19 protein-coding genes and 1 riboswitch are annotated in these 21,654 nt (G+C 54.3%); of the genes, 6 read left to right on the plus strand and 13 right to left on the minus strand.

Going from position 1 to position 21,654, the window contains the following annotated elements; translation table 11 throughout:
- Position 1: 1 nt before the first annotated feature.
- The 11 genes from mraY to leuO all read right to left on the minus strand — a co-directional run bounded on the left by mraY (position 2) and on the right by leuO (position 12,766).
- On the minus strand, positions 2–1,084 hold the full coding sequence (gene mraY, locus ACOTXD_RS08940) for a phospho-N-acetylmuramoyl-pentapeptide-transferase (RefSeq protein WP_003856353.1): 1,083 nt from the start codon (positions 1,082–1,084) through the stop codon (positions 2–4).
- Entirely contained in the window at positions 1,078–2,436 is a 1,359-nt protein-coding gene (murF, locus tag ACOTXD_RS08945; protein WP_023315389.1) for a UDP-N-acetylmuramoyl-tripeptide--D-alanyl-D-alanine ligase, read from the minus strand. Before murF ends, mraY begins: the two co-directional genes overlap by 7 nt.
- Entirely contained in the window at positions 2,433–3,920 is a 1,488-nt protein-coding gene (murE, locus tag ACOTXD_RS08950) for a UDP-N-acetylmuramoyl-L-alanyl-D-glutamate--2,6-diaminopimelate ligase (protein ID WP_023315388.1), read from the minus strand. The genes murF and murE overlap by 4 nt, the downstream gene beginning before the upstream one ends.
- A complete protein-coding gene (gene ftsI / locus ACOTXD_RS08955; protein ID WP_003856361.1) occupies positions 3,907–5,673 on the minus strand; it encodes a peptidoglycan glycosyltransferase FtsI in 1,767 nt (588 codons plus the stop codon). The genes murE and ftsI overlap by 14 nt, the downstream gene beginning before the upstream one ends.
- A 15-nt stretch (positions 5,674–5,688) precedes the next feature.
- Positions 5,689–6,054 carry a cell division protein FtsL gene (ftsL, locus tag ACOTXD_RS08960; RefSeq protein WP_003856363.1) on the minus strand — a complete coding sequence of 122 codons (366 nt, stop codon included), beginning with the start codon at positions 6,052–6,054 and terminating at the stop codon, positions 5,689–5,691.
- Entirely contained in the window at positions 6,051–6,992 is a 942-nt protein-coding gene (gene rsmH / locus ACOTXD_RS08965) for a 16S rRNA (cytosine(1402)-N(4))-methyltransferase RsmH (RefSeq protein ID WP_003856366.1), read from the minus strand. Before rsmH ends, ftsL begins: the two co-directional genes overlap by 4 nt.
- A 2-nt stretch (positions 6,993–6,994) precedes the next feature.
- Positions 6,995–7,453, minus strand: a complete 459-nt coding sequence (gene mraZ, locus ACOTXD_RS08970; RefSeq protein ID WP_003856368.1) for a division/cell wall cluster transcriptional repressor MraZ — start codon at positions 7,451–7,453, stop codon at positions 6,995–6,997.
- Positions 7,454–8,044: 591 nt separating this feature from the next.
- Positions 8,045–9,049, minus strand: coding sequence for a catabolite repressor/activator (gene cra, locus ACOTXD_RS08975; RefSeq protein ID WP_003856369.1), 1,005 nt, complete (start codon positions 9,047–9,049; stop codon positions 8,045–8,047).
- Positions 9,050–9,227: 178 nt separating this feature from the next.
- The gene (gene ilvN / locus ACOTXD_RS08980) at positions 9,228–9,719 is read right to left on the minus strand and encodes an acetolactate synthase small subunit (RefSeq protein WP_003856371.1); all 492 of its coding nucleotides are present in this window, start codon (positions 9,717–9,719) and stop codon (positions 9,228–9,230) included.
- 1 nt (position 9,720) lies between these two features.
- Positions 9,721–11,445 (minus strand): acetolactate synthase 3 large subunit, encoded by a 1,725-nt coding sequence (gene ilvI, locus ACOTXD_RS08985; protein ID WP_061856025.1) that lies wholly within the window; start codon positions 11,443–11,445, stop codon positions 9,721–9,723.
- 376 nt (positions 11,446–11,821) lie between these two features.
- Positions 11,822–12,766 (minus strand): transcriptional regulator LeuO, encoded by a 945-nt coding sequence (gene leuO, locus ACOTXD_RS08990; RefSeq protein WP_023324151.1) that lies wholly within the window; start codon positions 12,764–12,766, stop codon positions 11,822–11,824.
- Between the two features lie 628 nt (positions 12,767–13,394).
- Here leuO and leuL point away from each other — a divergent pair.
- The 5 genes from leuL to leuD all read left to right on the plus strand — a co-directional run bounded on the left by leuL (position 13,395) and on the right by leuD (position 18,254).
- On the plus strand, positions 13,395–13,481 hold the full coding sequence (gene leuL, locus ACOTXD_RS08995; RefSeq protein ID WP_057979999.1) for a leu operon leader peptide: 87 nt from the start codon (positions 13,395–13,397) through the stop codon (positions 13,479–13,481).
- 91 nt (positions 13,482–13,572) lie between these two features.
- On the plus strand, positions 13,573–15,144 hold the full coding sequence (gene leuA, locus ACOTXD_RS09000) for a 2-isopropylmalate synthase (RefSeq protein WP_061856024.1): 1,572 nt from the start codon (positions 13,573–13,575) through the stop codon (positions 15,142–15,144).
- Positions 15,144–16,235, plus strand: a complete 1,092-nt coding sequence (gene leuB, locus ACOTXD_RS09005; protein ID WP_061856023.1) for a 3-isopropylmalate dehydrogenase — start codon at positions 15,144–15,146, stop codon at positions 16,233–16,235. Before leuA ends, leuB begins: the two co-directional genes overlap by 1 nt.
- A gap of 2 nt (positions 16,236–16,237) precedes the next feature.
- Positions 16,238–17,638: a 3-isopropylmalate dehydratase large subunit gene (gene leuC / locus ACOTXD_RS09010; RefSeq protein WP_003856382.1), complete on the plus strand. Its 1,401-nt coding sequence runs from the start codon at positions 16,238–16,240 to the stop codon at positions 17,636–17,638.
- Between the two features lie 10 nt (positions 17,639–17,648).
- Positions 17,649–18,254, plus strand: coding sequence for a 3-isopropylmalate dehydratase small subunit (leuD, locus tag ACOTXD_RS09015; RefSeq protein ID WP_045342605.1), 606 nt, complete (start codon positions 17,649–17,651; stop codon positions 18,252–18,254).
- Positions 18,255–18,312: 58 nt separating this feature from the next.
- Here leuD and ACOTXD_RS09020 read toward each other — a convergent pair whose 3' ends face one another.
- The gene (locus ACOTXD_RS09020; protein ID WP_045342604.1) at positions 18,313–19,491 is read right to left on the minus strand and encodes a sugar efflux transporter; all 1,179 of its coding nucleotides are present in this window, start codon (positions 19,489–19,491) and stop codon (positions 18,313–18,315) included.
- Between the two features lie 121 nt (positions 19,492–19,612).
- Positions 19,613–19,765 carry a glucose uptake inhibitor SgrT gene (gene sgrT, locus ACOTXD_RS09025; protein ID WP_003856388.1) on the minus strand — a complete coding sequence of 51 codons (153 nt, stop codon included), beginning with the start codon at positions 19,763–19,765 and terminating at the stop codon, positions 19,613–19,615.
- 88 nt (positions 19,766–19,853) lie between these two features.
- Here sgrT and sgrR point away from each other — a divergent pair, with 88 nt between their 5' ends.
- Positions 19,854–21,509, plus strand: coding sequence for an HTH-type transcriptional regulator SgrR (sgrR, locus tag ACOTXD_RS09030; RefSeq protein WP_003856389.1), 1,656 nt, complete (start codon positions 19,854–19,856; stop codon positions 21,507–21,509).
- 36 nt (positions 21,510–21,545) lie between these two features.
- A riboswitch (TPP riboswitch) is annotated at positions 21,546–21,646 on the plus strand.
- The last annotated feature ends 8 nt before the right edge of the window (positions 21,647–21,654 follow it).

Raw genomic sequence — 21,654 nt, forward strand, 5'->3', positions numbered from 1 at the left:
ATTAACGTACCTTCAGCGTTGCCAGGCCAATCAGCACCAGCATCAGCGAAATAATCCAGAAGCGCACAATGACGCGCGGCTCCGGCCAGCCTTTCAGTTCATAGTGGTGGTGAATCGGTGCCATACGGAAGATGCGCTGACCGCGCAGCTTGAAGGAACCGACCTGCAAAATCACCGACAGCGTCTCAACCACAAACACACCGCCCATGATTACCAGCAGGAACTCCTGACGCAGCAGCACGGCGATAATCCCCAGTGCGCCGCCCAGCGCCAGTGAACCGACGTCGCCCATAAAGACCTGCGCCGGATAGGTGTTGAACCACAGGAAGCCCAGCCCCGCCCCGACAATCGCCGTACAGACGATCACCAGTTCCCCCGCGTGTCGCAGGTACGGAATGTGCAGGTAATTTGCAAAGTTCATGTTACCGGTCGCCCAGGCTACCAGCGCAAAACCGCCCGCGACAAACACGGTTGGCATGATGGCCAGGCCATCCAGACCATCGGTCAGGTTGACGGCGTTGCCGGTACCGACGATCACAAAGTAAGCCAGCAAAATGTAGAACAGCCCCAGCTGCGGCATCACGTCTTTGAAGAACGGCACCACCAGCTCGGTAGCCGGGGTGTCTTTTCCTGCCAGGTAAAGGGCAAAGGCCACGCCCAGCGCAATCACCGACATCCAGAAATACTTCCAGCGGGCGATCAAACCTTTGGTGTCTTTGCGTACGACTTTGCGGTAGTCATCAACAAAACCGATGATCCCGTAGCCAACCAGAACGGTCAGCACGCACCAGACGTAGGGGTTAGACGGATACGCCCACAGCAGCACGGACACCACAATCGCGGTCAGGATCATGATCCCGCCCATGGTCGGCGTACCCCGCTTGCTGAAGTGCGATTCCGGACCGTCGTTGCGCACAACCTGGCCGAAAGAGAGTTTTTGCAGACGGGCAATCATGCGCGGGCCCATCCACAGCGAGATGAACAGCGCAGTCAGCAGGCTGACGATGGCACGAAACGTCAGATAGGAAAAGACGTTAAAGCCTGAGTAATATTTGACCAAATGTTCGGCCAGCCAAACTAACATGTCCCGTTCTCCTGTAATGCGTGCACAACCTCTTCCATGGCGGCACTACGTGAACCTTTAACTAAAACAGTCACAATCTGTTTTTCTGTAATCAATGCCTTCAGGCGTTCGATCAGTGCAGATTTATCGGCAAAATGTTCGCCAACTTCACTGGCATCGGAAATGGCCTTGCTCAGCGGGCCTGCGCTCAATACGCGGTCAAGCCCGGCGGCTTTCGCCGCTTCACCCACCTGAACATGGCAGGCTTCGCTTTCATCACCCAGCTCGGCCATATCGCCCACAACCATCACGCGATAGCCCGGCATTTCAGACAAGACCTGCACGGCCGCCGTCATTGAGCCAACGTTAGCGTTGTAGGAGTCATCCAGCAGGAGTTTGTTTTCAGCCAGCTGGATCGGGAACAGACGCCCCGGCACGGCTTTTAAATTTGCCAGACCTGCTTTGATCGCCGCGTGTGAGGCACCTACCGCCATTGAGAGCGCTGCCGCAGCAAGCGCATTGGCGATGTTATGACGACCCGGCAGGGGCAGCAGCACGTCGATGTCGCCCGTTGGGGTTGTGAGGGTGAACTCGGTGCCGTGTGACGTCACATGAATGTTGGTCGCCGAAAAATCACTGTTTGCCGCATTCGGTGAGAAGCGCCAGGTTTTACGTGAACCAATGATGCTCTGCCAGTTCAGCCAGTCGTTGTTATCGGCGTTCATAATGGCGATGCCGTCATCCGGCAGGCCGGTATAAATTTCACCTTTCGCTTTCGCCACACCGGCCAGAGAACCAAAACCTTCAAGATGTGCCGCCGCCAGGTTATTCACCAGCGCCGCTTCCGGACGGGTCAGGCTCACGGTCCAGGCGATTTCGCCCTGATGGTTAGCCCCTAACTCAATCACCGCATATTCATGCTCGTGGGTCAGGCGCAGCAGCGTCATCGGCACACCGATGTCATTATTAAGGTTGCCCGCCGTATAAAGCGTGTTACCGCACTGGCTAAGGATCGCCGCGGTCATCTCTTTAACGGAGGTTTTGCCCGACGAGCCCGTCAGTGCCACGACGCGTGTTGGCACCTGCTGGCGAACCCATGCCGCCAGCTCGCCAAACGCCAGGCGCGTATCTTTCACCACAATCTGCGGCAAATCGATATCGAGCTTACGACTGACCAGCAGCGCGCCCGCGCCGTTATCTTTAGCCTGTTGCGCAAAATCGTGGGCGTCAAAACGTTCACCCTTCAGCGCCACAAACAGGCAGCCCGCCGTCACCTTACGGGTGTCGGTGGTTACAGCCTCGATGGTCAGATCCTGACCATGCAGCACCCCCTGCAATACCGCAGCAGCTTGGCTTAACGTAATGCTAATCATGCCACCACTCCCAGCAGACGCGCTGCCGTCACGCGGTCGGAGTAATCCAGACGACGATTGCCGACAATCTGATAATCTTCATGACCTTTACCGGCCAGCAGAACCACATCGTTCTCCTGCGCCTGCATAATGGCGTTAGTCACGGCCTCCGCACGGCCTTCGACCACGCGCGCACGTCCCGCATCCAGCATGCCCGCCAGAATGTCGTTGATAATGGCCCGCGGCTCTTCGGTACGCGGGTTGTCATCGGTTACCACGGGAATATCCGCGAACTGCTCAGCGATGGCGCCCATCAGCGGACGTTTGCCCTTGTCGCGATCGCCACCGCAGCCAAACACGCACCAGAGCTTGCCAGCGCAGTGCAGACGCGCCGCTTCCAGCGCTTTTTCCAGCGCATCCGGCGTGTGGGCGTAATCCACAACCACCGTCGGCTTGCCCGGCGCGCTAAACACTTCCATGCGGCCACAGACCGGTTGCAAACGCTCAGCCGTTTTCAGCAGATCCGCCATCGGGTAACCCAGCGCCAGCAGCGTCGCCAGCGCCAGCAGCAGGTTACTGACGTTAAAGGCCCCCATCAGGCGGCTTTCAATTTCACCCTCGCCCCAGATGGAAGCGAAGCGGATCGTCGCCCCACTATCGTGGTAGTTCACCTCGACCGCCTTCAGCCAGCGGCCGCGGCAGTTCGGATTAATGCGATCTTCCATCGACACCGCCACCGCATCTGGCAGTTTTTCCAGCCAGCGGCGACCGACTTCGTCGTCGGCGTTAATGATCGCCTGCCCGTGGTGGTGAGTGGAATAAAGCAGCCATTTCGCCGCTTCGTAGTGCTCCATATCACCATGATAATCAAGGTGATCGCGGCTCAGGTTAGTAAAGACAGAGGCAGCAAATTTCAGGGCCGCCACGCGATGTTGTACCAGACCATGGGAAGAGACTTCCATCGCAGCGAAGGTCGCCCCCTGCTCAGCGAGGCCCGCCAGCACACGCTGCACGTCAACCGCCGAGCCTGTAGTGTTTTCCGTCGGGCTTACTTTGCCCAGAAGACCGTTCCCCACCGTGCCCATGACGGCACCGGTTTCGCCCAGCAGCTGCGCCCACTGCGCCATCAGCTGAGTGGTGGTGGTTTTTCCGTTGGTTCCTGTCACGCCAACCAGCTTTAACTGGTCGGAAGGTTCGTTGTAAAAACGTCCTGCCAGCGCGGAGAGACGCTCATTCAGCTGGCTGAGATAGATGACCGGCACGCCGTGCATTTCACGGATCTCACCGTCTGTTGCCTCATCTTTGGCCTCAGCAATAATGGCAGCAACACCTTGCGCAATCGCCTGCGGGATATAACGACGCCCGTCCGCCTGATGACCCACCACTGCCACAAAAAGATCGCCAGAAGCCGCTACGCGGCTGTCCAGTACCATCTCTCGCAGTGCTCGCGCAGGTAGCATAGGCACCCACGGAGCAAGAAGGTCGCGCAAATTACGATCTGCCACCTGTTCCCTCGCCTTGATTAATTACAAATTCACTTTTTTCGCCCGTCGCCAGCGCATCCGGTTCAATGTTCATGGTGCGCAACACGCCGCCCATAATAGCCCCGAACACAGGAGCGGAGACGGCGCCGCCGTAGTATTTACCCGCCTGCGGATCGTTGATGACGACCACCAGTGCAAAACGCGGATTGCTTGCAGGCGCTACGCCTGCGGTATAGGCAATGTATTTGTTGATATAGCGGCCGTCCGGCCCCACTTTTTTCGCTGTACCGGTTTTAATGGCGATACGATAGCCCTTAATTGCGGCCTTCACGCCGCCACCGCCAGGTAACGCGACGCTTTCCATCATATGCACGACGGTACGAACGATAGATTCCGGGAAAACACGTTCCCCCGGAACCGGTGGATCAACTTTGGTGATCGACAGCGGACGATAAATGCCATAGCTGCCAATCGTTGCGTAGACTCGCGCTAACTGTAAGGGAGTTACCATTAGCCCGTAGCCGAAAGAGAAGGTGGCCCTCTCTATGTCAGACCACCGTTGTTTTTGAGGATATAAGCCACTGCGTTCTCCGACCAACCCCAAATTGGTCGCCTTTCCCAGCCCAAAACGTGAGTAAGTATCTACTAACGCTGAGGACGGCATCGCTAACGCCAGTTTTGACACACCGACGTTACTCGACTTCTGTAAGACCCCGGTCAGGGTCAGTTCGCTGTAACGTGCCACGTCTTTGATTTCGTGACCGTTAATTCGATAAGGGATCGTATTCAGAACGGTATTTTCGTTGACGATGCCTCGCTGTAGAGCCGTCATCACCACCATGGGTTTTACGGTCGAACCGGGTTCAAACACATCGGTGATGGAGCGGTTACGCATTGCATCTTTTGCTGTACCGGCAAAATTATTCGGGTTGTATGAGGGGCTACTGGCCATCGCCAGCACTTCGCCTGTTGCCACATCCACCAATACGGCGCTGCCCGATTCCGCCTTGTTAAACGCGACGGCGTTGTTCAGCTCACGATAGACCAGCGCCTGCAAGCGTTCATCAATACTCAGGGCCAGGTTGTGCGCGGCCTGGCTGTCTGTCGAGGAAATGTCTTCAATGACGCGACCATAGCGGTCTTTACGCACGATTCGCTCGCCAGGCTGGCCGGTAAGCCACTTGTCGAAGCTTTTTTCAACGCCCTCAATCCCCTGGCTATCCACGTTGGTAAAGCCAATCAGGTGCGCGGTGACTTCGCCGGAAGGATAGTAACGGCGGGATTCTTCCCGCAGATGAATGCCCGGCAGCTTCAGTTTCTTAATGTAGTCAGCCATGTCAGGGTTCACCTGACGAGCAAGATAGATGAAGCGCCCTTTCGGGTTGGCGTTAACGCGTGACGCCAGCTGATCCAGCGGCATTTTCAACGCGTCTGAGAGCGCCTTCCAGCGGTTATCAAGGGTGATCCCGCCTGCGTCGTGCAGCTCTTTCGGATCGGCCCAGATCGCCTTCACCGGCACGCTCACCGCCAGCGGGCGGCCGGAGCGGTCGGTGATCATCCCACGAGAGGTAGAAACTTCCTGCACGCGCAGAGAACGCATATCCCCCTGACGCACCAGCATGTCAGGCGCGATGATTTGTAGCCACGCCACGCGTCCCAGCAGGAAACCCAGCGCCAGTAAAATGCAGCCGCAAAGCAACGCAAAACGCCAACTGACAAAGTTGGCCTGTTCTTCCTGGCGTTTTGGTTTTAGCGTTTTTGCCGCTGCTTTCATGCGTCGCGTTTTCCCTTATTTTTGTACTACGATATTTTCCTGCGAAGGATCAACATGCTGTAATTGCAGTTTTTCCGTTGCGATCCGTTCAACCCGGCTGTGATCGCCGAGCGCGTTTTCTTCAAGGATCAGATTTCGCCATTCAATATCCAGCGCATCGCGTTCCAGTACCATCTGTTCGCGCTGCGCAGTTAATAAACGGGTATGGTGAGCGGTGGTGACCACCATGACTGCCGTCACAATGATGCAAATGAACAAGCAGAGTGGCAGCTTCCCAAACCGCAAAAGATCGTCGCCGATCACGCCAGGCAAGGCATGGCGCTCGTTGCTTCCTAACGATCCCTTAACTTTGCTTAGGGTCTCTGTCACTCTGCTGATCATGCGTTCGTCCTCTCTGCAATACGCAGCACTGAACTACGGGCACGTGGATTCTCTGCCACCTCTTCTTCGCCCGGCATCAACTTGCCTAATGCTCGCAACTGACGGCCGCCCAGCTTTCTGAGTTGTTCTTCCGTCATCGGCAGCCCAGCTGGAACCTGCGGACCGCGGCTCTGTTCACGCATAAAGCGTTTTACGATGCGATCTTCCAGCGAATGGAAACTGATGATGGATAACCGCCCACCCGGGGCCAGCACGTCGAGCGAGCTTTTTAGCGCCAGCTCTATTTCCTCCAGTTCACTGTTTACCCAGATACGAACCGCCTGGAAGGTACGGGTCGCAGGATGTTTGTGCTTGTCCTTCACCGGCGTTGCCGCCGCGATGACTTCTGCCAGTTCTTTGGTACGGGTCATTGGCTCAACGCGGTTGCGCTCCACGATGGCGCGGGCAATACGTTTGCCAAAGCGTTCTTCGCCGAAGGTTTTGATTACCCAGGCAATATCCGCTTCGTCAGCAGTTTGTAACCATTCAGCGGCAGATTGGCCGCGAGTAGGGTCCATACGCATATCCAGCGGTCCATCACGCATAAAGGAAAAACCGCGTTCTGCATCATCAAGCTGTGGTGAAGAGACGCCAAGATCGAGGAGAATCCCGTCGATCTTGCCGGTCAGGCCGCGCTCAGCGACATAATCCGCAAGCGCAGAGAAAGGTCCATGCACGATGGAAAAGCGAGGATCATCGATGGTTTGCGCAACGGCAATCGCCTGCGGATCGCGGTCAATTGCCAGCAGGCGTCCTTCCGCTCCAAGCTGAGAGAGGATCAAACGCGAGTGACCACCGCGACCAAAAGTGCCATCAATATAGATGCCGTCTGGACGAATATTCAGGCCGTTAACGGCCTCATCCAGCAGCACCGTTGTATGTTTATAATTTTCCATCATATTTATAGAGACAAGTCCCGCAGCCGTTCCGATAATGTTTCGGAATCAGACTGCTCAGCGTCGATATCTTCCTTGACCTGTTGATACCAGGTCGTTTCGTCCCACAGTTCAAACTTGTTGAACTGTCCGACCAGCATCACTTCTTTAGTCAGACCGGCATGTTGCCGCAACACAGGCGCAATCAATAATCGCCCGGCGCTATCCATCTGACATTCACTGGCATGTCCCAATAACAGCCGCTGTACGCGGCGTTCCTGCGGGTTCATGCTCGACAGTCGCGACAGCTTTTGCTCAATGATTTCCCATTCAGGCAAAGGGTAAAGCAGCAGGCAGGGGGAGTTGATGTCAATGGTGCAAACCAGTTGACCCGAAGCGTTCTCAATCAGCTGGTCGCGGTATCGGGTTGGTACCGATAAACGCCCTTTGCTGTCGAGATTGACTAACGTTGCTCCACGGAACATGCCAGTCTCACCCCTCCTCACCACTTTAACCCACAAATTCCCACCTGAAGGAGTTTACGGAGCGAGGGAAAAGCTTGTCAAGCCAGGACTCTCTCTATACCGGCGCGAAAGCACCGTATTTACAGAGCAAGCGTGACCTGGCTAATTACTACACAACTGGCGAGGCAAAATTAACGTTATGAATATTTGTAAGAAAAAAACAGAATATGCACACGAGCGTTAAGACTCACTCAATATCATCGCAGGGAAATATAAAGTGTCAGTTTGCGACGCGGGCAGCATTTTAAGGCATATCGCCGGGGGATAACAGCGCCAGATTAACCTCAAAGCCAGATGGATTCGTTCGTGTGCGTTGAGGTCTGAAGGGGGGAGTAAAAAATGGCTGAATATTCATCGGCTGGCACCTGTTTGTAACAAAACAATACAAAGAAATGCCCGTTAAAAATTATAATTGCACTTTTTAACGTCAAAATGGATTCAGAATAATAGCAGGCTATGAATCTTAGAGATAAATCCTAATTTTTATCCGGGAATTATTTCCCGCAATAAATGCGCTTCAAAAGGGGCAGTTTTACCGCCCCTGTGGAAATATTAATGGCGGCTCAAAATTCCGCGCCGATAGAGATTACGTTTGATACGCGTAAGCCCGGGTTTCGGTTTGCGGGGTTCATCCAGGCTTGCCAGAACAATCTCAAGCACGCGCTCGGCGACGTCGCGGTGACGCTGGGCCACGGCCAGCACCGGACATTGCAGGAAGTCGAGCAGTTCGTTATCGCCGAAGGTCGCAATCGCCAGATCGGATGGCAGTTTGCCATCGCGACGTAACGTCACATCCATCACCCCCTGCAACAGGGCAAACGAGGTGGTAAACAACGCCTGCGGCATCGGGTGCGTTTCCAGCCATTTCTCGAACAGCTGGGCAGCCGCTTCACGCTCATAGCTGTTGGCATACAGATAATGAACGTCACGCGGATCGTCTTTCCATGCCGTACGGAACCCTTGTTCACGCAGGAAGCTTACGGAAAGTTCAGGCAAAGCGCCAAGATACAGCACCGTTTCAGCTGGGAAGGTACGCAGCTCGGCAGCCAGCATTTCTGCATCGTCCTGATCGGCACCTACGACACTGGTGAAATGTTCACGATCCAGCGCACGATCCAGCGCCACAATCGGGAACGGATCGTTTGCCCAGCGCTGATAGAAAGGATGCTCTGGTGGTAAAGAGGTCGACACGATGATGGCGTCAACCTGACGTTGCAGCAGATGCTCAATGCAGCGCATCTCGTTGTCAGGCTGATCCTCGGAGCAGGCAATCAACAGCTGATAGCCCCGCTGACGAGCCTGACGTTCCAGATAGTTGGCGATGCGGGTATAGCTGGTATTTTCCAGGTCCGGGATAACCAGGCCAATCGAGCGGGTGCGCCCGGCACGTAAACCTGCGGCGACAGCATTCGGATGGTAATTATGCTCACGAACGACTGCCATCACTTTCTCAACGGTCTTATCGCTGACACGATACTGCTTTGCTTTACCGTTAATCACATAGCTGGCCGTGGTTCTCGACACGCCGGCGAGCCGGGCGATTTCATCCAGTTTCACAATTGCCCCTCAAAAAAAGAAAAAAGTCCATGGCCCTGTCAAGGTTATGGTTAAATATTTTAACATCTAAACGCAGAATAGCTTTCACGGCAACCGCTTTTGTCCGCGTTGTCGGTGGATTACGCAAAAAAAGCCCGGCTTTGGCTACCGGGCTGAAAGAGGCGAACCTTTTGCGCAACTAACGCATGATTTTATCGCCGCGCGAGAGGCCAACAACGCCAGAGCGCGCAACTTCAACAATTTTTGCTACATCCCTGACGGAGGCCAGGAACGCATCCAGCTTATCGCTCGTTCCGGCAAGCTGCACAGTATATATAGAAGGCGTGACGTCGATGATCTGCCCACGGAAGATATCCGTGTTGCGCTTGACCTCTTCACGACCGTAACCGCTGGCCTGAATTTTCACCAGCATCACTTCACGTTCGACGTAAGCCCCCTGCCCCAGCTCGCTGACGCGCAACACGTCCACCAGTTTGTGCAACTGTTTTTCGATCTGCTCAAGCACTTTCGCATCGCCGACAGTCTGGATCGTCATGCGGGAGAGCGTCGGGTCATCGGTCGGCGCAACGGTCAGGCTTTCAATGTTATAGCCGCGCTGCGCAAAAAGCCCAATGACGCGTGACAGTGCGCCCGACTCATTTTCCAGTAATACAGATAATATCCGGCGCATATCAGGTTCTCTCCGTTTTGCTTAACCACATTTCATCCATACCGCCGCCACGGATATGCATCGGATAAACATGCTCTGTGCCGTCGACGATGACGTCCATGAAGACGAGGCGATTGTTTTTAACGTGCTCAAGCGCTTCGCCGAGCTTCGCTTCCAGCTCTGACGGATCGGTTACCCGCATGCCAATATGACCATAGGCTTCAGCCAGGCGGACAAAGTCCGGAAGTGACTTCATATAAGACTGAGAGTGACGGCCAGAATAAATCATATCCTGCCACTGCTTTACCATACCGAGGTAACCGTTATTCAGGTTCAGCACCAGCACTGGCAACTCATATTGCAGCGCAGTAGAAAGCTCCTGAATATTCATCTGTATGCTGCCATCACCCGTCACGCAGATCACCGTTTCGTTTGGCAACGCCAGCTTCACCCCCAGCGCGGCGGGCAGACCAAAGCCCATCGTGCCGAGCCCGCCAGAGTTGATCCAGCGACGCGGTTTATCAAACGGGTAATACAGCGCAGCGAACATCTGATGTTGGCCCACGTCAGATGTGACATACGCATCGCCATTGGTCAGACGCCAGATCGTCTCGATCACCGCCTGCGGCTTGATGTTCTCACTTTGTGTGTCGTACTTAAGGCACTGACGGCCACGCCACTGTTCGATTTGCTGCCACCAGTCGCGGATCTCGTCCAGCGGTTGAGACGCGGTCTCCTGCGCCAGCAGATCCAACATTTGATCCAGCACCTGTCGTGCGTCCCCCACGATCGGCACATCCGCCGGCACCGTTTTAGAGATTGAAGTCGGATCGATATCAATGTGCAGCACCGTCGCATGCGGACAGTATTTCGCCAGATTATTGGTGGTGCGATCGTCAAAACGCACGCCGACGGCAAAAATCACATCAGAATGGTGCATCGTCATATTGGCTTCATAGGTGCCGTGCATACCCAGCATGCCCAGCGCCTGACGGTGGGTAGCCGGGAATGCCCCCAGCCCCATCAGCGATGACGCGACAGGAAGATTCAGCTTCTCAATCAGTTCGCGTAGTTGCGTTTCACAGGCTGCATTGACGGCGCCGCCCCCCACATAGACTACGGGCTTTTTCGCAGCCAGCAGCGTTTGCAGCGCACGCTTAATCTGGCCTTTGTGCCCCTGCGTCGTCGGATTATATGAACGCATGCTCACCGACTCAGGCCACAGATAAGGCAGTTTATTCGCGGGATTGAGAATATCTTTTGGCAGATCGACAACCACTGGCCCAGGACGACCGCTGGCGGCCAGCCAGAAGGCTTTTTTCAGTACGCCCGGGATGTCTTCCGTTTGTTTAACCAGAAAGCTGTGCTTCACCACGGGGCGTGAGATCCCCACCATGTCGCATTCCTGAAACGCATCATAGCCAATCAGTGACGTCGCCACCTGTCCGGAGAGAATGACCAGGGGAATGGAGTCCATATACGCAGTCGCAATGCCGGTAATGGCATTGGTCGCCCCCGGTCCGGAAGTGACGAGCACAACACCCACCTCGCCCGTGGCGCGGGCCAGGCCGTCAGCCATATGCACAGCAGCCTGTTCATGACGAATCAGAACATGATCAATACCGCCTACCGTGTGCAGCGCGTCATAAATATCAAGAACCGCACCTCCAGGATAGCCGAACACTTGCTTCACGCCCTGATCGATAAGCGATCGGACGACCATTTCCGCGCCAGACAACATCTCCATGCTTTGCCTCCAGGCTTTTGTTATAGACGGTCAACAGAATTCATTTCCGCGCCGTCTTCTGACAGGGTAAACCCATCTTATAATGTGCAGAGTGATGGATACCTTAACCGCTCGTTATGAGCCAGGCAATTAGCAAACGGAATGCGGGAATGGGCAATAAAAGCAGAAAAAACAGCTGTCAGACACGAATATGGTGAATTCATCTGCTATGAGGGGAGACGCTAATAATTCATCTCTTAAAAAGAGGATGGATCAGGAAATCATCTATTTTTAAGCCTCCCTGAGTGTCTGAAAAAATGCGCACAGAACAAAATATTGCTTGCATAAAAAACCACAGAATAAACCGCATGGCACCATGCGGTTTATTCATCCTGTCTTATCGACGACAAATATTGACCAGCAGCTCTTCCATCCATTGATGCCCTTTATCCCGCCCCGCCGCTTCATGCCAGGAAAGATAACAGGTACGGCTATTCAGTTTGAGCGGCAGAGGTAAAATTTGCAGGCTCAGCGAATCGGAGAACTCTTCAGCAAGCCAGCGCGGTGCAATAGCGACTAGCTGCGTCTGAGAAACGACATTCAATACGCTGACCATCGCCATTCCCTGATAGGCCACGCTGGCTTGTTTATCGGCAGTGTCATACCACGGCAGACTAAATGAGGCATATCTGTCCAGAGCAACCACGGCATGCTGCTCGCTGTAAACATCGCTTTCACGCAGCGGAGAATTCATACGGGGATGTTTTTTGCTGGCGACTAACACCATTTCATCTTTAAACAATGGAACACAGGCAAACTCTGGACGGCGAAACTCTTCATAGCCCAGAACGAACTCCGTTTCCTGATAACGAAGCTGGTGCTCAGTATTTTGATTTAATGATGATTTAAAAACGAGATGAATATTAGGAGCAATCTGTTCAACTTTATTATATATAACAGACGTCAAATAATTGTCTAACGGACTGCAAACACAGAGATGGAAAACCCGTTCACTGCTTAAGGGTTCAAAACCCGAGCCGGGAAGCTCATTTTGTACCAGCTGTAGCGCCTGACGAATCGAACCGAATAGCTGGAATGCACGCGCCGTGGGCTGGATACCTCTTCCATAGCGGACGAATAACTCGTCGTTAAACATCACCTTAAGTCTGGCTACGGCATTACTCACGGCAGGTTGAGACATTCCCAGAGATTGCGCTGCTCGCGTAATATTCTGCTCCTGCATAACTGCATCAAATACAGTTAACAGATTGAGATCCACTGTGCGCAACTGAGGCTTAACCCCATCATAAGTCTGTGGTTGGTTAATATTATTTTCTGGCATTTCTGACTCCACCGTCACGCTAAATTCCCTTTGCCAAGGTACAGTAATAACTTCGAAAAATATGATTTACCATGCATATACAACAAGCGAAAGGAAATTATTTAAAATTCGGAATATATAAAGAAACCCCATTCAACGAGCGACTTTACGCATCCCATAAATGAAGAGCTAAAAATCGTTCAAAAGATATCTCAAACTTTAATGTGGGCATGAAACCATAAATCAGACAAATGCACAATCAACGCACTCATTAATAATGACTTAAGTGTTATTAAACTATTAATGGCATACATCGCATTTTCATTAACAAAATGATATCAATTTTGATAACTTACTCACCCGCAAATCATTCATGTAATTTATAAATCAATGATATGAAACAGATTCCATTTCACAGCACATTGGTAAAAATAGTATGTTCAATTGCTACCAATTATATTCAAATTATTCCAGAGATGAATCGCCAGTCCAATAATAGACAATAAAATCGGTTAGACATGCAAAAACCAGCACAATTAGCTAATGTGTTTATCCTGTACTGAGTGGCCGTTTTGCCTGAGAGGGGTTGACATGAGTTGGCGTATCCAGTACCACTAAAAGCATATCGCATTCACCTGGAGCACGATTCATGATTCGCACCCTTCGTTTCACCGGTCTACTACTACTAAACGCATCCACTGTGCGCGGTAGACTGGCGGGCGAAATTCAGCGTTGAATCGTCTTCAGTAAAACTAAAAACCCGCGCCACTGCGCGGGTTTTTTTATGCTCGTAGCAAGGCGCCCTAAGACTGACAAGGACCTAACCCATGAGCCAGCAAGTCGTTATTTTCGATACTACTTTACGTGACGGTGAACAGGCATTACAGGCGAGCCTGAGTGTTAAAGAAAAACTGCAAATTGCTCTGGCCCTCGAACGCATGGGTGTAGACGTAATGGAAGTCGGCTTTCCCGTCTCCTCGCCAGGTGATTTCGAGTCAGTGCAGACCATCGCCCGCACCATCAAAAACAGCCGCGTGTGCGGTCTGGCTCGCTGCGTAGAGAAAGATATTGATGTGGCCGCGGAATCCCTGAAAGTTGCAGAAGCCTTCCGTATCCATACATTCATTGCCACCTCCCCCATGCACATTGCGACCAAGCTGCGCAGTACGCTGGATGAAGTGATTGAACGTGCGGTGTATATGGTCAAACGCGCGCGTAACTACACTGATGACGTCGAATTCTCCTGTGAAGATGCAGGCCGCACGCCGATTGACGATTTGGCCCGGGTAGTGGAAGCCGCGATTAATGCCGGAGCCAGAACTATCAACATCCCGGATACCGTCGGCTACACCATGCCGTTTGAGTTCTCCAACATCATCACCGGCCTGTACGATCGCGTGCCAAATATTGATAAAGCCATCATCTCCGTGCACACCCATGACGATTTGGGCCTGGCTGTGGGCAATGCCATCGCCGCCGTTCACGCCGGCGCGCGTCAGGTAGAAGGGGCAATGAACGGCATTGGTGAACGTGCCGGCAACTGCTCGCTGGAAGAAGTGATCATGGCGATCAAGGTGCGCAAAGACATTATGAACGTGCACACTCGCATCAATCACAACGAAATCTGGCGCACCAGCCAGACCGTGAGCCAGATTTGCAACATGCCGATCCCGGCGAACAAGGCGATTGTTGGGGCTGGCGCGTTCGCCCACTCCTCCGGTATTCACCAGGATGGCGTGCTGAAGAACCGTGAAAACTACGAAATCATGACTCCGGAATCCATCGGTCTGAACCAGGTTCAGCTGAACCTGACCTCGCGCTCTGGCCGCGCGGCGGTAAAACACCGTATGGAAGAGATGGGTTATAAGGACAGCGATTACAACATGAATCAGCTGTACGACGCATTCCTGAAGCTGGCTGACAAGAAAGGCCAGGTCTTCGATTACGACCTGGAAGCACTGGCATTCATCAATAAACAGCAGGAAGAGCCAGAACACTTCCGTCTGGACTACTTCACCGTTCAGTCAGGCTCAAGCGATATCGCTACCGCCTCCGTCAAGCTGGCCTGCGGCGATGAAATTAAAGCGGAAGCCGCCAACGGTAACGGCCCTGTGGATGCCATTTACCAGGCGATTAACCGCGTCACTGAGTACGACGTAGAGCTGGTGAAATACGACCTGACGGCAAAAGGGCACGGTAAAGACGCCCTGGGCCAGGTTGATATCGTCGTCAACTACAACGGTCGCCGCTTCCACGGTGTGGGTCTGGCGACAGATATCGTCGAATCCTCCGCGAAAGCGATGGTGCATGTCCTGAACAACATCTGGCGCGCCGCCGAAGTCGAAAAAGAGTTGCAACGCAAAGCTCAGAATAAAGAGAACAACAAGGAAACCGTGTGATGTCGAAGAATTACCATATTGCTGTGTTGCCGGGTGACGGTATTGGCCCGGAAGTGATGGCACAGGCGCTGAAAGTACTGGAAGCTGTTCGTTCGCGTTTTGCGATGAAAATTACCACCAGCCACTACGACGTGGGCGGTATTGCGATTGATAATCACGGTACTCCCCTGCCGAAAGGGACTGTAGAAGGCTGCGAAAATGCCGATGCCGTTCTTTTTGGCTCCGTGGGCGGCCCAAAATGGGAACACCTGCCGCCAGCAGAGCAGCCAGAGCGCGGTGCGCTGCTGCCGTTGCGCAAGCACTTCAAACTGTTCAGCAACCTGCGTCCGGCGAAACTGTATCCGGGGCTGGAAGAGTTTTGCCCGCTGCGCGCGGATATCGCGGCCAACGGTTTCGACATCCTGTGCGTGCGTGAGTTGACCGGCGGCATCTACTTCGGTCAGCCAAAAGGTCGCGAAGGCAGCGGTCAGCATGAGAAAGCGTTTGATACCGAGGTCTATCACCGTTTTGAAATCGAACGTATCGCCCATATCGCGTTTGAGTCAGCGCGCAAACGCCGCCGTAAAGTGACCTCTATTGATAAAGCAAACGTGCTCCAGTCGTCTATTTTGTGGCGCGAAATCGTCAGTGAAGTCGCTAAGCAGTACCCGGACGTTGCGCTGTCGCATATGTATATCGACAACGCAACGATGCAGCTGATCAAAGATCCGTCTCAGTTTGACGTGCTGCTGTGCTCCAACCTGTTCGGCGATATTCTCTCGGATGAATGCGCCATGATCACCGGCTCCATGGGTATGCTGCCCTCGGCCAGCCTGAACGAAGAAGGCTTTGGCCTGTACGAACCGGCGGGCGGCTCCGCGCCGGATATCGCAGGCAAAAACATCGCCAACCCGATTGCGCAGATCCTCTCCCTGGCTCTGCTGCTGCGCTATAGCCTGGATGCAGGCGATGCAGCAACCGCAATTGAAAACGCCATTAACCGGGCGTTAGAAGAAGGCGTTCGTACCGGTGATTTATCACGCGGCGCGGCGGCAGTCAGTACCGATGAAATGGGCGACATTATTGCCCGCTATGTCGCTGAAGGGGTGTAATCATGGCCAAAACGTTATACGAAAAATTGTTTGATGCGCACGTTGTCTACGAGGCACCAAACGAAACCCCACTGTTGTACATCGACCGTCATCTGGTACATGAAGTGACCTCTCCTCAGGCATTTGACGGCCTGCGCGCGCACAAGCGCCCGGTGCGTCAGCCGGGTAAAACCTTTGCCACGATGGATCACAACGTTTCCACCCAGACCAAAGACATCAATGCATCTGGCGAGATGGCGCGTATCCAGATGCAGGAGCTGATTAAGAACTGTAACGAGTTTGGCGTGGAGCTGTACGATCTGAACCACCCCTATCAGGGTATCGTCCACGTAATGGGGCCTGAGCAGGGGATTACCCTGCCAGGCATGACCATCGTCTGCGGCGACTCCCATACCGCAACCCACGGCGCATTTGGCGCGCTGGCGTTCGGGATTGGGACCTCTGAAGTTGAACACGTTCTGGCGACGCAGACCCTGAAGCAGGGCCGCGCCAAAACCATGAAGATTGAAGTGAAGGGGAAAGCCGCGCCGGGTATCACCGCGAAAGATATCGTGCTGGCGATTATCGGCAAAACCGGCAGTGCAGGCGGCACCGGTCACGTCGTTGAGTTCTGCGGAGATGCTATCCAGGCGCTGAGCATGGAAGGTCGTATGACCCTGTGCAACATGGCCATTGAGATGGGCGCCAAAGCAGGACTGGTGGCCCCAGACGAAACCACCTTCAACTATGTGAAGGGGCGTCTGCATGCGCCGAAAGGTCAGAATTTTGACGACGCGGTAGCGTACTGGAAAACCCTGAAAACGGACGAGGGGGCAATTTTTGATACCGTTGTGACGTTACAGGCGGAAGAGATCGCCCCGCAGGTCACCTGGGGCACCAACCCGGGCCAGGTGATTTCTGTCAACGACAGCATTCCTGACCCGGCTTCCTTCGCCGATCCGGTCGAGCGCGCCAGTGCGGAAAAGGCGCTGGCCTATATGGGGCTGAAACCCGGCGTACCGCTGACCGACGTGAGCATTGATAAAGTGTTCATCGGCTCCTGTACCAACTCCCGTATTGAAGATTTACGCGCTGCGGCAGAAATTGCTAAAGGCCGCAAAGTGGCGCCGGGCGTGCAGGCGCTGGTTGTGCCGGGCTCCGGTCCGGTGAAAGCCCAGGCGGAAGCGGAGGGTCTGGATAAGATCTTTATCGAAGCAGGCTTCGAATGGCGCCTGCCCGGCTGCTCCATGTGTCTGGCGATGAACAACGACCGCCTGAATCCGGGCGAGCGATGTGCCTCCACCAGCAACCGTAACTTTGAAGGCCGTCAGGGCCGCGGTGGCCGCACCCACCTGGTCAGCCCGGCAATGGCCGCCGCTGCGGCAGTCACCGGTCATTTCGCCGATATTCGCAGCCTGAAATAAGGAGACAATCATGGCAGAGAAATTTACCCAACATACGGGCCGTGTTGTCCCGCTGGATGCCGCTAACGTCGATACTGACGCTATCATTCCTAAGCAGTTTTTGCAGAAAGTGACGCGCACGGGTTTTGGTACGCATCTGTTCAACGACTGGCGCTTCCTCGACGATAAAGGCGAAGTGCCAAACCCGGAATTCGTCCTGAACTTTCCGGAATACAAAGGCGCCTCCATTTTGCTGGCGCGGGAAAACTTTGGCTGTGGATCGTCGCGTGAACATGCGCCATGGGCATTGACCGATTACGGCTTTAAGGTGGTTATTGCCCCCAGCTTCGCGGATATCTTTTACGGCAACAGCTTCAACAACCAGTTGCTGCCGGTGACGCTGAGCGACGAACAGGTCGATGAATTGTTCGCGCTGGTTAAGGCAAATCCGGGCATGTCGTTTGAAGTGGATCTGGAAGGGGAAGTGGTGAAAGCCGGGGATAAAACCTACAGCTTCAGCATTGATGCCTTCCGTCGCCACTGCATGCTGAACGGTCTGGACAGCATTGGTTTAACTCTCCAGCACGAAGACGCCATCTCAGCGTATGAGAAAAAACAGCCTGCGTTTATGGGCTAAAGACAATGGCCCGCAAAAAGCGGGCCATTGATTTGTTTCGTAAAGCCGCCTTCCAGAATCAGACATCCTTAACCCGGCAAGTCAGCCCAAGCGTAACCACCGAAATCGCGGCAATCACCCAGTAAACTGAGCCATGCCCGTAACTTTGCGCCAGCGCCCCCTGAATCACCCCCGCCAGGATCACTCCGGTCGAAATGCTGTTGGTAAAAAGCGTGGTCGCAGAGCCTGCGCGTCCGGGCATAAGATCCTGGAACCAGAGCATGCCGATCCCGGCAATGATGCCAATAAACACAGCATTAAACAGCTGAAGCGCCAGCAGCGCTTCGCGCGAATGGAATAAGATCAGCCCAAGATAAAACAACACCCCGGCTGCAACCGCAACCACCATCATTTTCCGTTTACCGAAACGTTTTACATAGTAACCCGCCAGAATCATCGCCGGAATTTCCAGCCCGGCAGCGGTGCCCATTAAGATCCCCGCGAGCTTGTCCGGTAAGCCCAGATCGCTGCTGATCCACAGCGGCATGTCGATGATGTACATGGTGTTGCAGGTCCACATCAGCGTCGAGGCAATAAACAGCATGCGGACGTTTTTGTCCTGCCAGCCGCTCACCTGGGTGAGCGGTTTATCCGCTGTCTGTTCGACGCGCGCCACGGACGGCAGTGCGAAGGCTATCAGCGCCAGGCTGATGACAAAAATCCCGGCTGCGATGGAAAACATCGCGGTAAAGCCGTAGTTCAGCGCCAGCATAAAGGCCAGCGGCGGACCAATGACCCACGCCAGCGAGAGCTGGGCGCGCATCACCGAGCTGAACATCACCACTTCCCGCGCCGAGCTATCCGCATATTCCCGGGCCAGCGCAAACAGCTGCGGCATGGCGGTGTTCGCAAGAGAGGCGAGCAGCACGCCGCAGGTAATGAGCGTCAGGTAATGACGATTGAAAGCAAAGAGCAGCGCGTTGCCCACGGCCATGGCGCAACAAAAGAGGATCAGCTTGCGGCGATCGCCCTGGCTGTCGGATCGTTTCGCCAGCCACAGGCTGACGAGGATCCCGGCAATGGCGTTGACGGTGTAGAACAGGCCCACCCAAAACGGCTGCGCCCCCACCTCGCGGCTGAGAAACAGGCTCAGCGTCGGCGCCTGTAGCGCGCCGGCTACGCCCATCATGAAGGCCACCAGCATAAAAGCGGCGTACACGCCATTCAGGCGTCGCCCCATCGTCATCAACCAGAGCATGCGCAAGTCCTTATGAAAGCGAATCGAAATTGGGTGAAATAGTAAACGAAAAAAGCCAGCAAAAAACATTTTGCTGGCGGGTGATTAGCACCAATACTCAGTCACACATGATCGAGGCGAGTTAGCGAGAAGAGGTCGGTTTCGTAACGTCCCACTGCATCAGATCTTCCAGTATTCTCAGCCGCTGCTCTGCGCACTGGCGGGCCAGCCAGGACACTCCCTTTGTCGCTGAAAAATAGTGCTGATAAAACTGACGTGCGGTAGACCTCTTCATAATTTACCTCCTCGCTTCATCGATAAGGATTATTGGCTTAATATAGGGATTAATAAATTGCTGATTTTTTGTCAGGAGTTCCCCTTTTATGCCTTCTGGTCGTCTGCAACAACAATTTATCCGCCTCTGGCAGTGCTGCGAGGGGCAATCGCAGGAGACCACGCTGAACGAGCTGGCTGAACTCCTCAACTGCTCCCGGCGTCATATGCGTACCCTCCTCAACACCATGCAGCAGCAGGGCTGGCTAAACTGGGAGGCTGAAGCCGGACGCGGCAAGCGCTCGCGCCTGACTTTCCTTTATACCGGCCTGGCGCTACAGCAACAGCGGGCGGAGGATCTGCTGGAGCAGGACCGCATCGATCAGCTGGTCCAGCTGGTGGGCGACAAAGCCGCCGTGCGCCAGATGCTGGTCTCGCATCTGGGACGCAGCTTTCGTCAGGGACGTCACATTCTGCGGGTGCTTTACTACCGCCCAATGAAAAATCTGTTGCCCGGTACGGCGTTACGTCGCTCTGAAACCCACATGGCCCGGCAGATATTCAGCGGCCTGACGCGGATAAATGAGGAAAACGGGGAACTGGAAGCGGATATTGCCCATCACTGGCAACAGGTGTCCCCGCTGCACTGGCGCTTCTTTCTACGCCCCGGCATTCATTTCCACCATGGACGCGAGCTGGAGATGCGCGACGTTATCGATTCCTTAGAGCGCGCCCGCACGCTGCCGCTCTATTCGCATATCTCGCGGATCCACTCCCCAACGGCCTGGACGCTGGATATTGAGCTATCGCAGCCGGACAAATGGCTTCCGTGGCTTCTGGGCTACGTCCCCTCAATGATCCTGCCTGCCGAGTGGCGCTCCCTGAACAATTTTTCCAGCCAGCCGATTGGTACGGGCCCCTACTCCGTTACACGAAACAACAGTAATCAGCTGAAGATCCGCGCCTTTGATGATTACTTTGGCTACAGGGCGTTGATCGACGAAGTGAACGTCTGGGTGTTACCGGATCTCAACGAAGAGCTGAGCGCAGGCCTGACCCTGGAAGGGCCAACAGCCGGTGAAAAGGCGTTCGAAAGCCGCCTGGAGGAGGGCTGCTACTACCTGCTCTTTGATAGCCGCAGCCATCGCGGGGCAAACCACGACGTACGCAGGTGGATCAGCCATATTCTTGCCCCTGCTAACCTGATTTATCACGCAGAGGAGCAATACCAGACCTGGTGGTTTCCGGCCTATGGCCTGCTTCCGCGCTGGCACCATGCGCAGCCAGTGCGCAGTGAAAAACCTGCCGGACTGGAGACCATCACCCTCAGCTACTATCGCGATCACATTGAGCACAGGTTTATCGCAAGGATCATGAGCACGCTGCTGGCAGCCGAAGGCGTGACTCTGGCGATACAGGAAGTCGATTATGATGAATGGCATCGCGGAGACGTTATCAGCGATATCTGGCTCAACAGCGCAAACTTTACGCTGCCGCTTGATTTCTCGCTCTTTTCTCACCTGTACGAAGTGCCCCTGATTCAGCACTGTATCAACCGGGACTGGCAGCAGGACGCCGCACGGTGGCGGGCAGGAGAAATGGATCTGGCCGCCTGGTGTCAGGAATTACTGGCCGGGCAGACGATCGTACCGTTGATTCACCACTGGCTGCTGATCCAGGGCCAGCGCAGCATGCGCGGCCTGCGGATGAACACCCTGGGCTGGTTTGATTTTAAATCCGCCTGGTTTGCGCCGCCGGAGCCATAACGCTTTCGTAATATTCACCAAATCATTACAATAGCGCCGTTCTCAACGGGGTGCTGCATCACTGATGTGCGCTGAGATAATACCCGTCGAACCTGATCCGGATAACGCCGGCGAAGGGATTTGAGGCTGTCTCTCAAAATCCTTT

The organism is Enterobacter cloacae complex sp. CDL013 (genome assembly GCF_049238805.1).
GTDB classification, from domain to species: domain Bacteria; phylum Pseudomonadota; class Gammaproteobacteria; order Enterobacterales; family Enterobacteriaceae; genus Enterobacter; species Enterobacter hormaechei_C.

Excerpts from the sequence above, each read along its gene's own strand:
- mraY (WP_003856353.1), bottom strand. The coding sequence starts at position 1,084 with ATGTTAGTTTGGCTGGCCGAACATTTGGTCAAATATTACTCAGGCTTT.
- murF (WP_023315389.1), bottom strand. The coding sequence starts at position 2,436 with ATGATTAGCATTACGTTAAGCCAAGCTGCTGCGGTATTGCAGGGGGTG.
- ftsI (WP_003856361.1), bottom strand. The coding sequence starts at position 5,673 with ATGAAAGCAGCGGCAAAAACGCTAAAACCAAAACGCCAGGAAGAACAG.
- ftsL (WP_003856363.1), bottom strand. The coding sequence starts at position 6,054 with ATGATCAGCAGAGTGACAGAGACCCTAAGCAAAGTTAAGGGATCGTTA.
- rsmH (WP_003856366.1), bottom strand. The coding sequence starts at position 6,992 with ATGATGGAAAATTATAAACATACAACGGTGCTGCTGGATGAGGCCGTT.
- mraZ (WP_003856368.1), bottom strand. The coding sequence starts at position 7,453 with ATGTTCCGTGGAGCAACGTTAGTCAATCTCGACAGCAAAGGGCGTTTA.
- ilvN (WP_003856371.1), bottom strand. The coding sequence starts at position 9,719 with ATGCGCCGGATATTATCTGTATTACTGGAAAATGAGTCGGGCGCACTG.
- ilvI (WP_061856025.1), bottom strand. The coding sequence starts at position 11,445 with ATGGAGATGTTGTCTGGCGCGGAAATGGTCGTCCGATCGCTTATCGAT.
- leuO (WP_023324151.1), bottom strand. The coding sequence starts at position 12,766 with ATGCCAGAAAATAATATTAACCAACCACAGACTTATGATGGGGTTAAG.
- leuL (WP_057979999.1), top strand. The coding sequence starts at position 13,395 with ATGATTCGCACCCTTCGTTTCACCGGTCTACTACTACTAAACGCATCC.
- leuA (WP_061856024.1), top strand. The coding sequence starts at position 13,573 with ATGAGCCAGCAAGTCGTTATTTTCGATACTACTTTACGTGACGGTGAA.
- leuB (WP_061856023.1), top strand. The coding sequence starts at position 15,144 with ATGTCGAAGAATTACCATATTGCTGTGTTGCCGGGTGACGGTATTGGC.
- leuC (WP_003856382.1), top strand. The coding sequence starts at position 16,238 with ATGGCCAAAACGTTATACGAAAAATTGTTTGATGCGCACGTTGTCTAC.
- leuD (WP_045342605.1), top strand. The coding sequence starts at position 17,649 with ATGGCAGAGAAATTTACCCAACATACGGGCCGTGTTGTCCCGCTGGAT.
- ACOTXD_RS09020 (WP_045342604.1), bottom strand. The coding sequence starts at position 19,491 with ATGCTCTGGTTGATGACGATGGGGCGACGCCTGAATGGCGTGTACGCC.
- sgrT (WP_003856388.1), bottom strand. The coding sequence starts at position 19,765 with ATGAAGAGGTCTACCGCACGTCAGTTTTATCAGCACTATTTTTCAGCG.
- sgrR (WP_003856389.1), top strand. The coding sequence starts at position 19,854 with ATGCCTTCTGGTCGTCTGCAACAACAATTTATCCGCCTCTGGCAGTGC.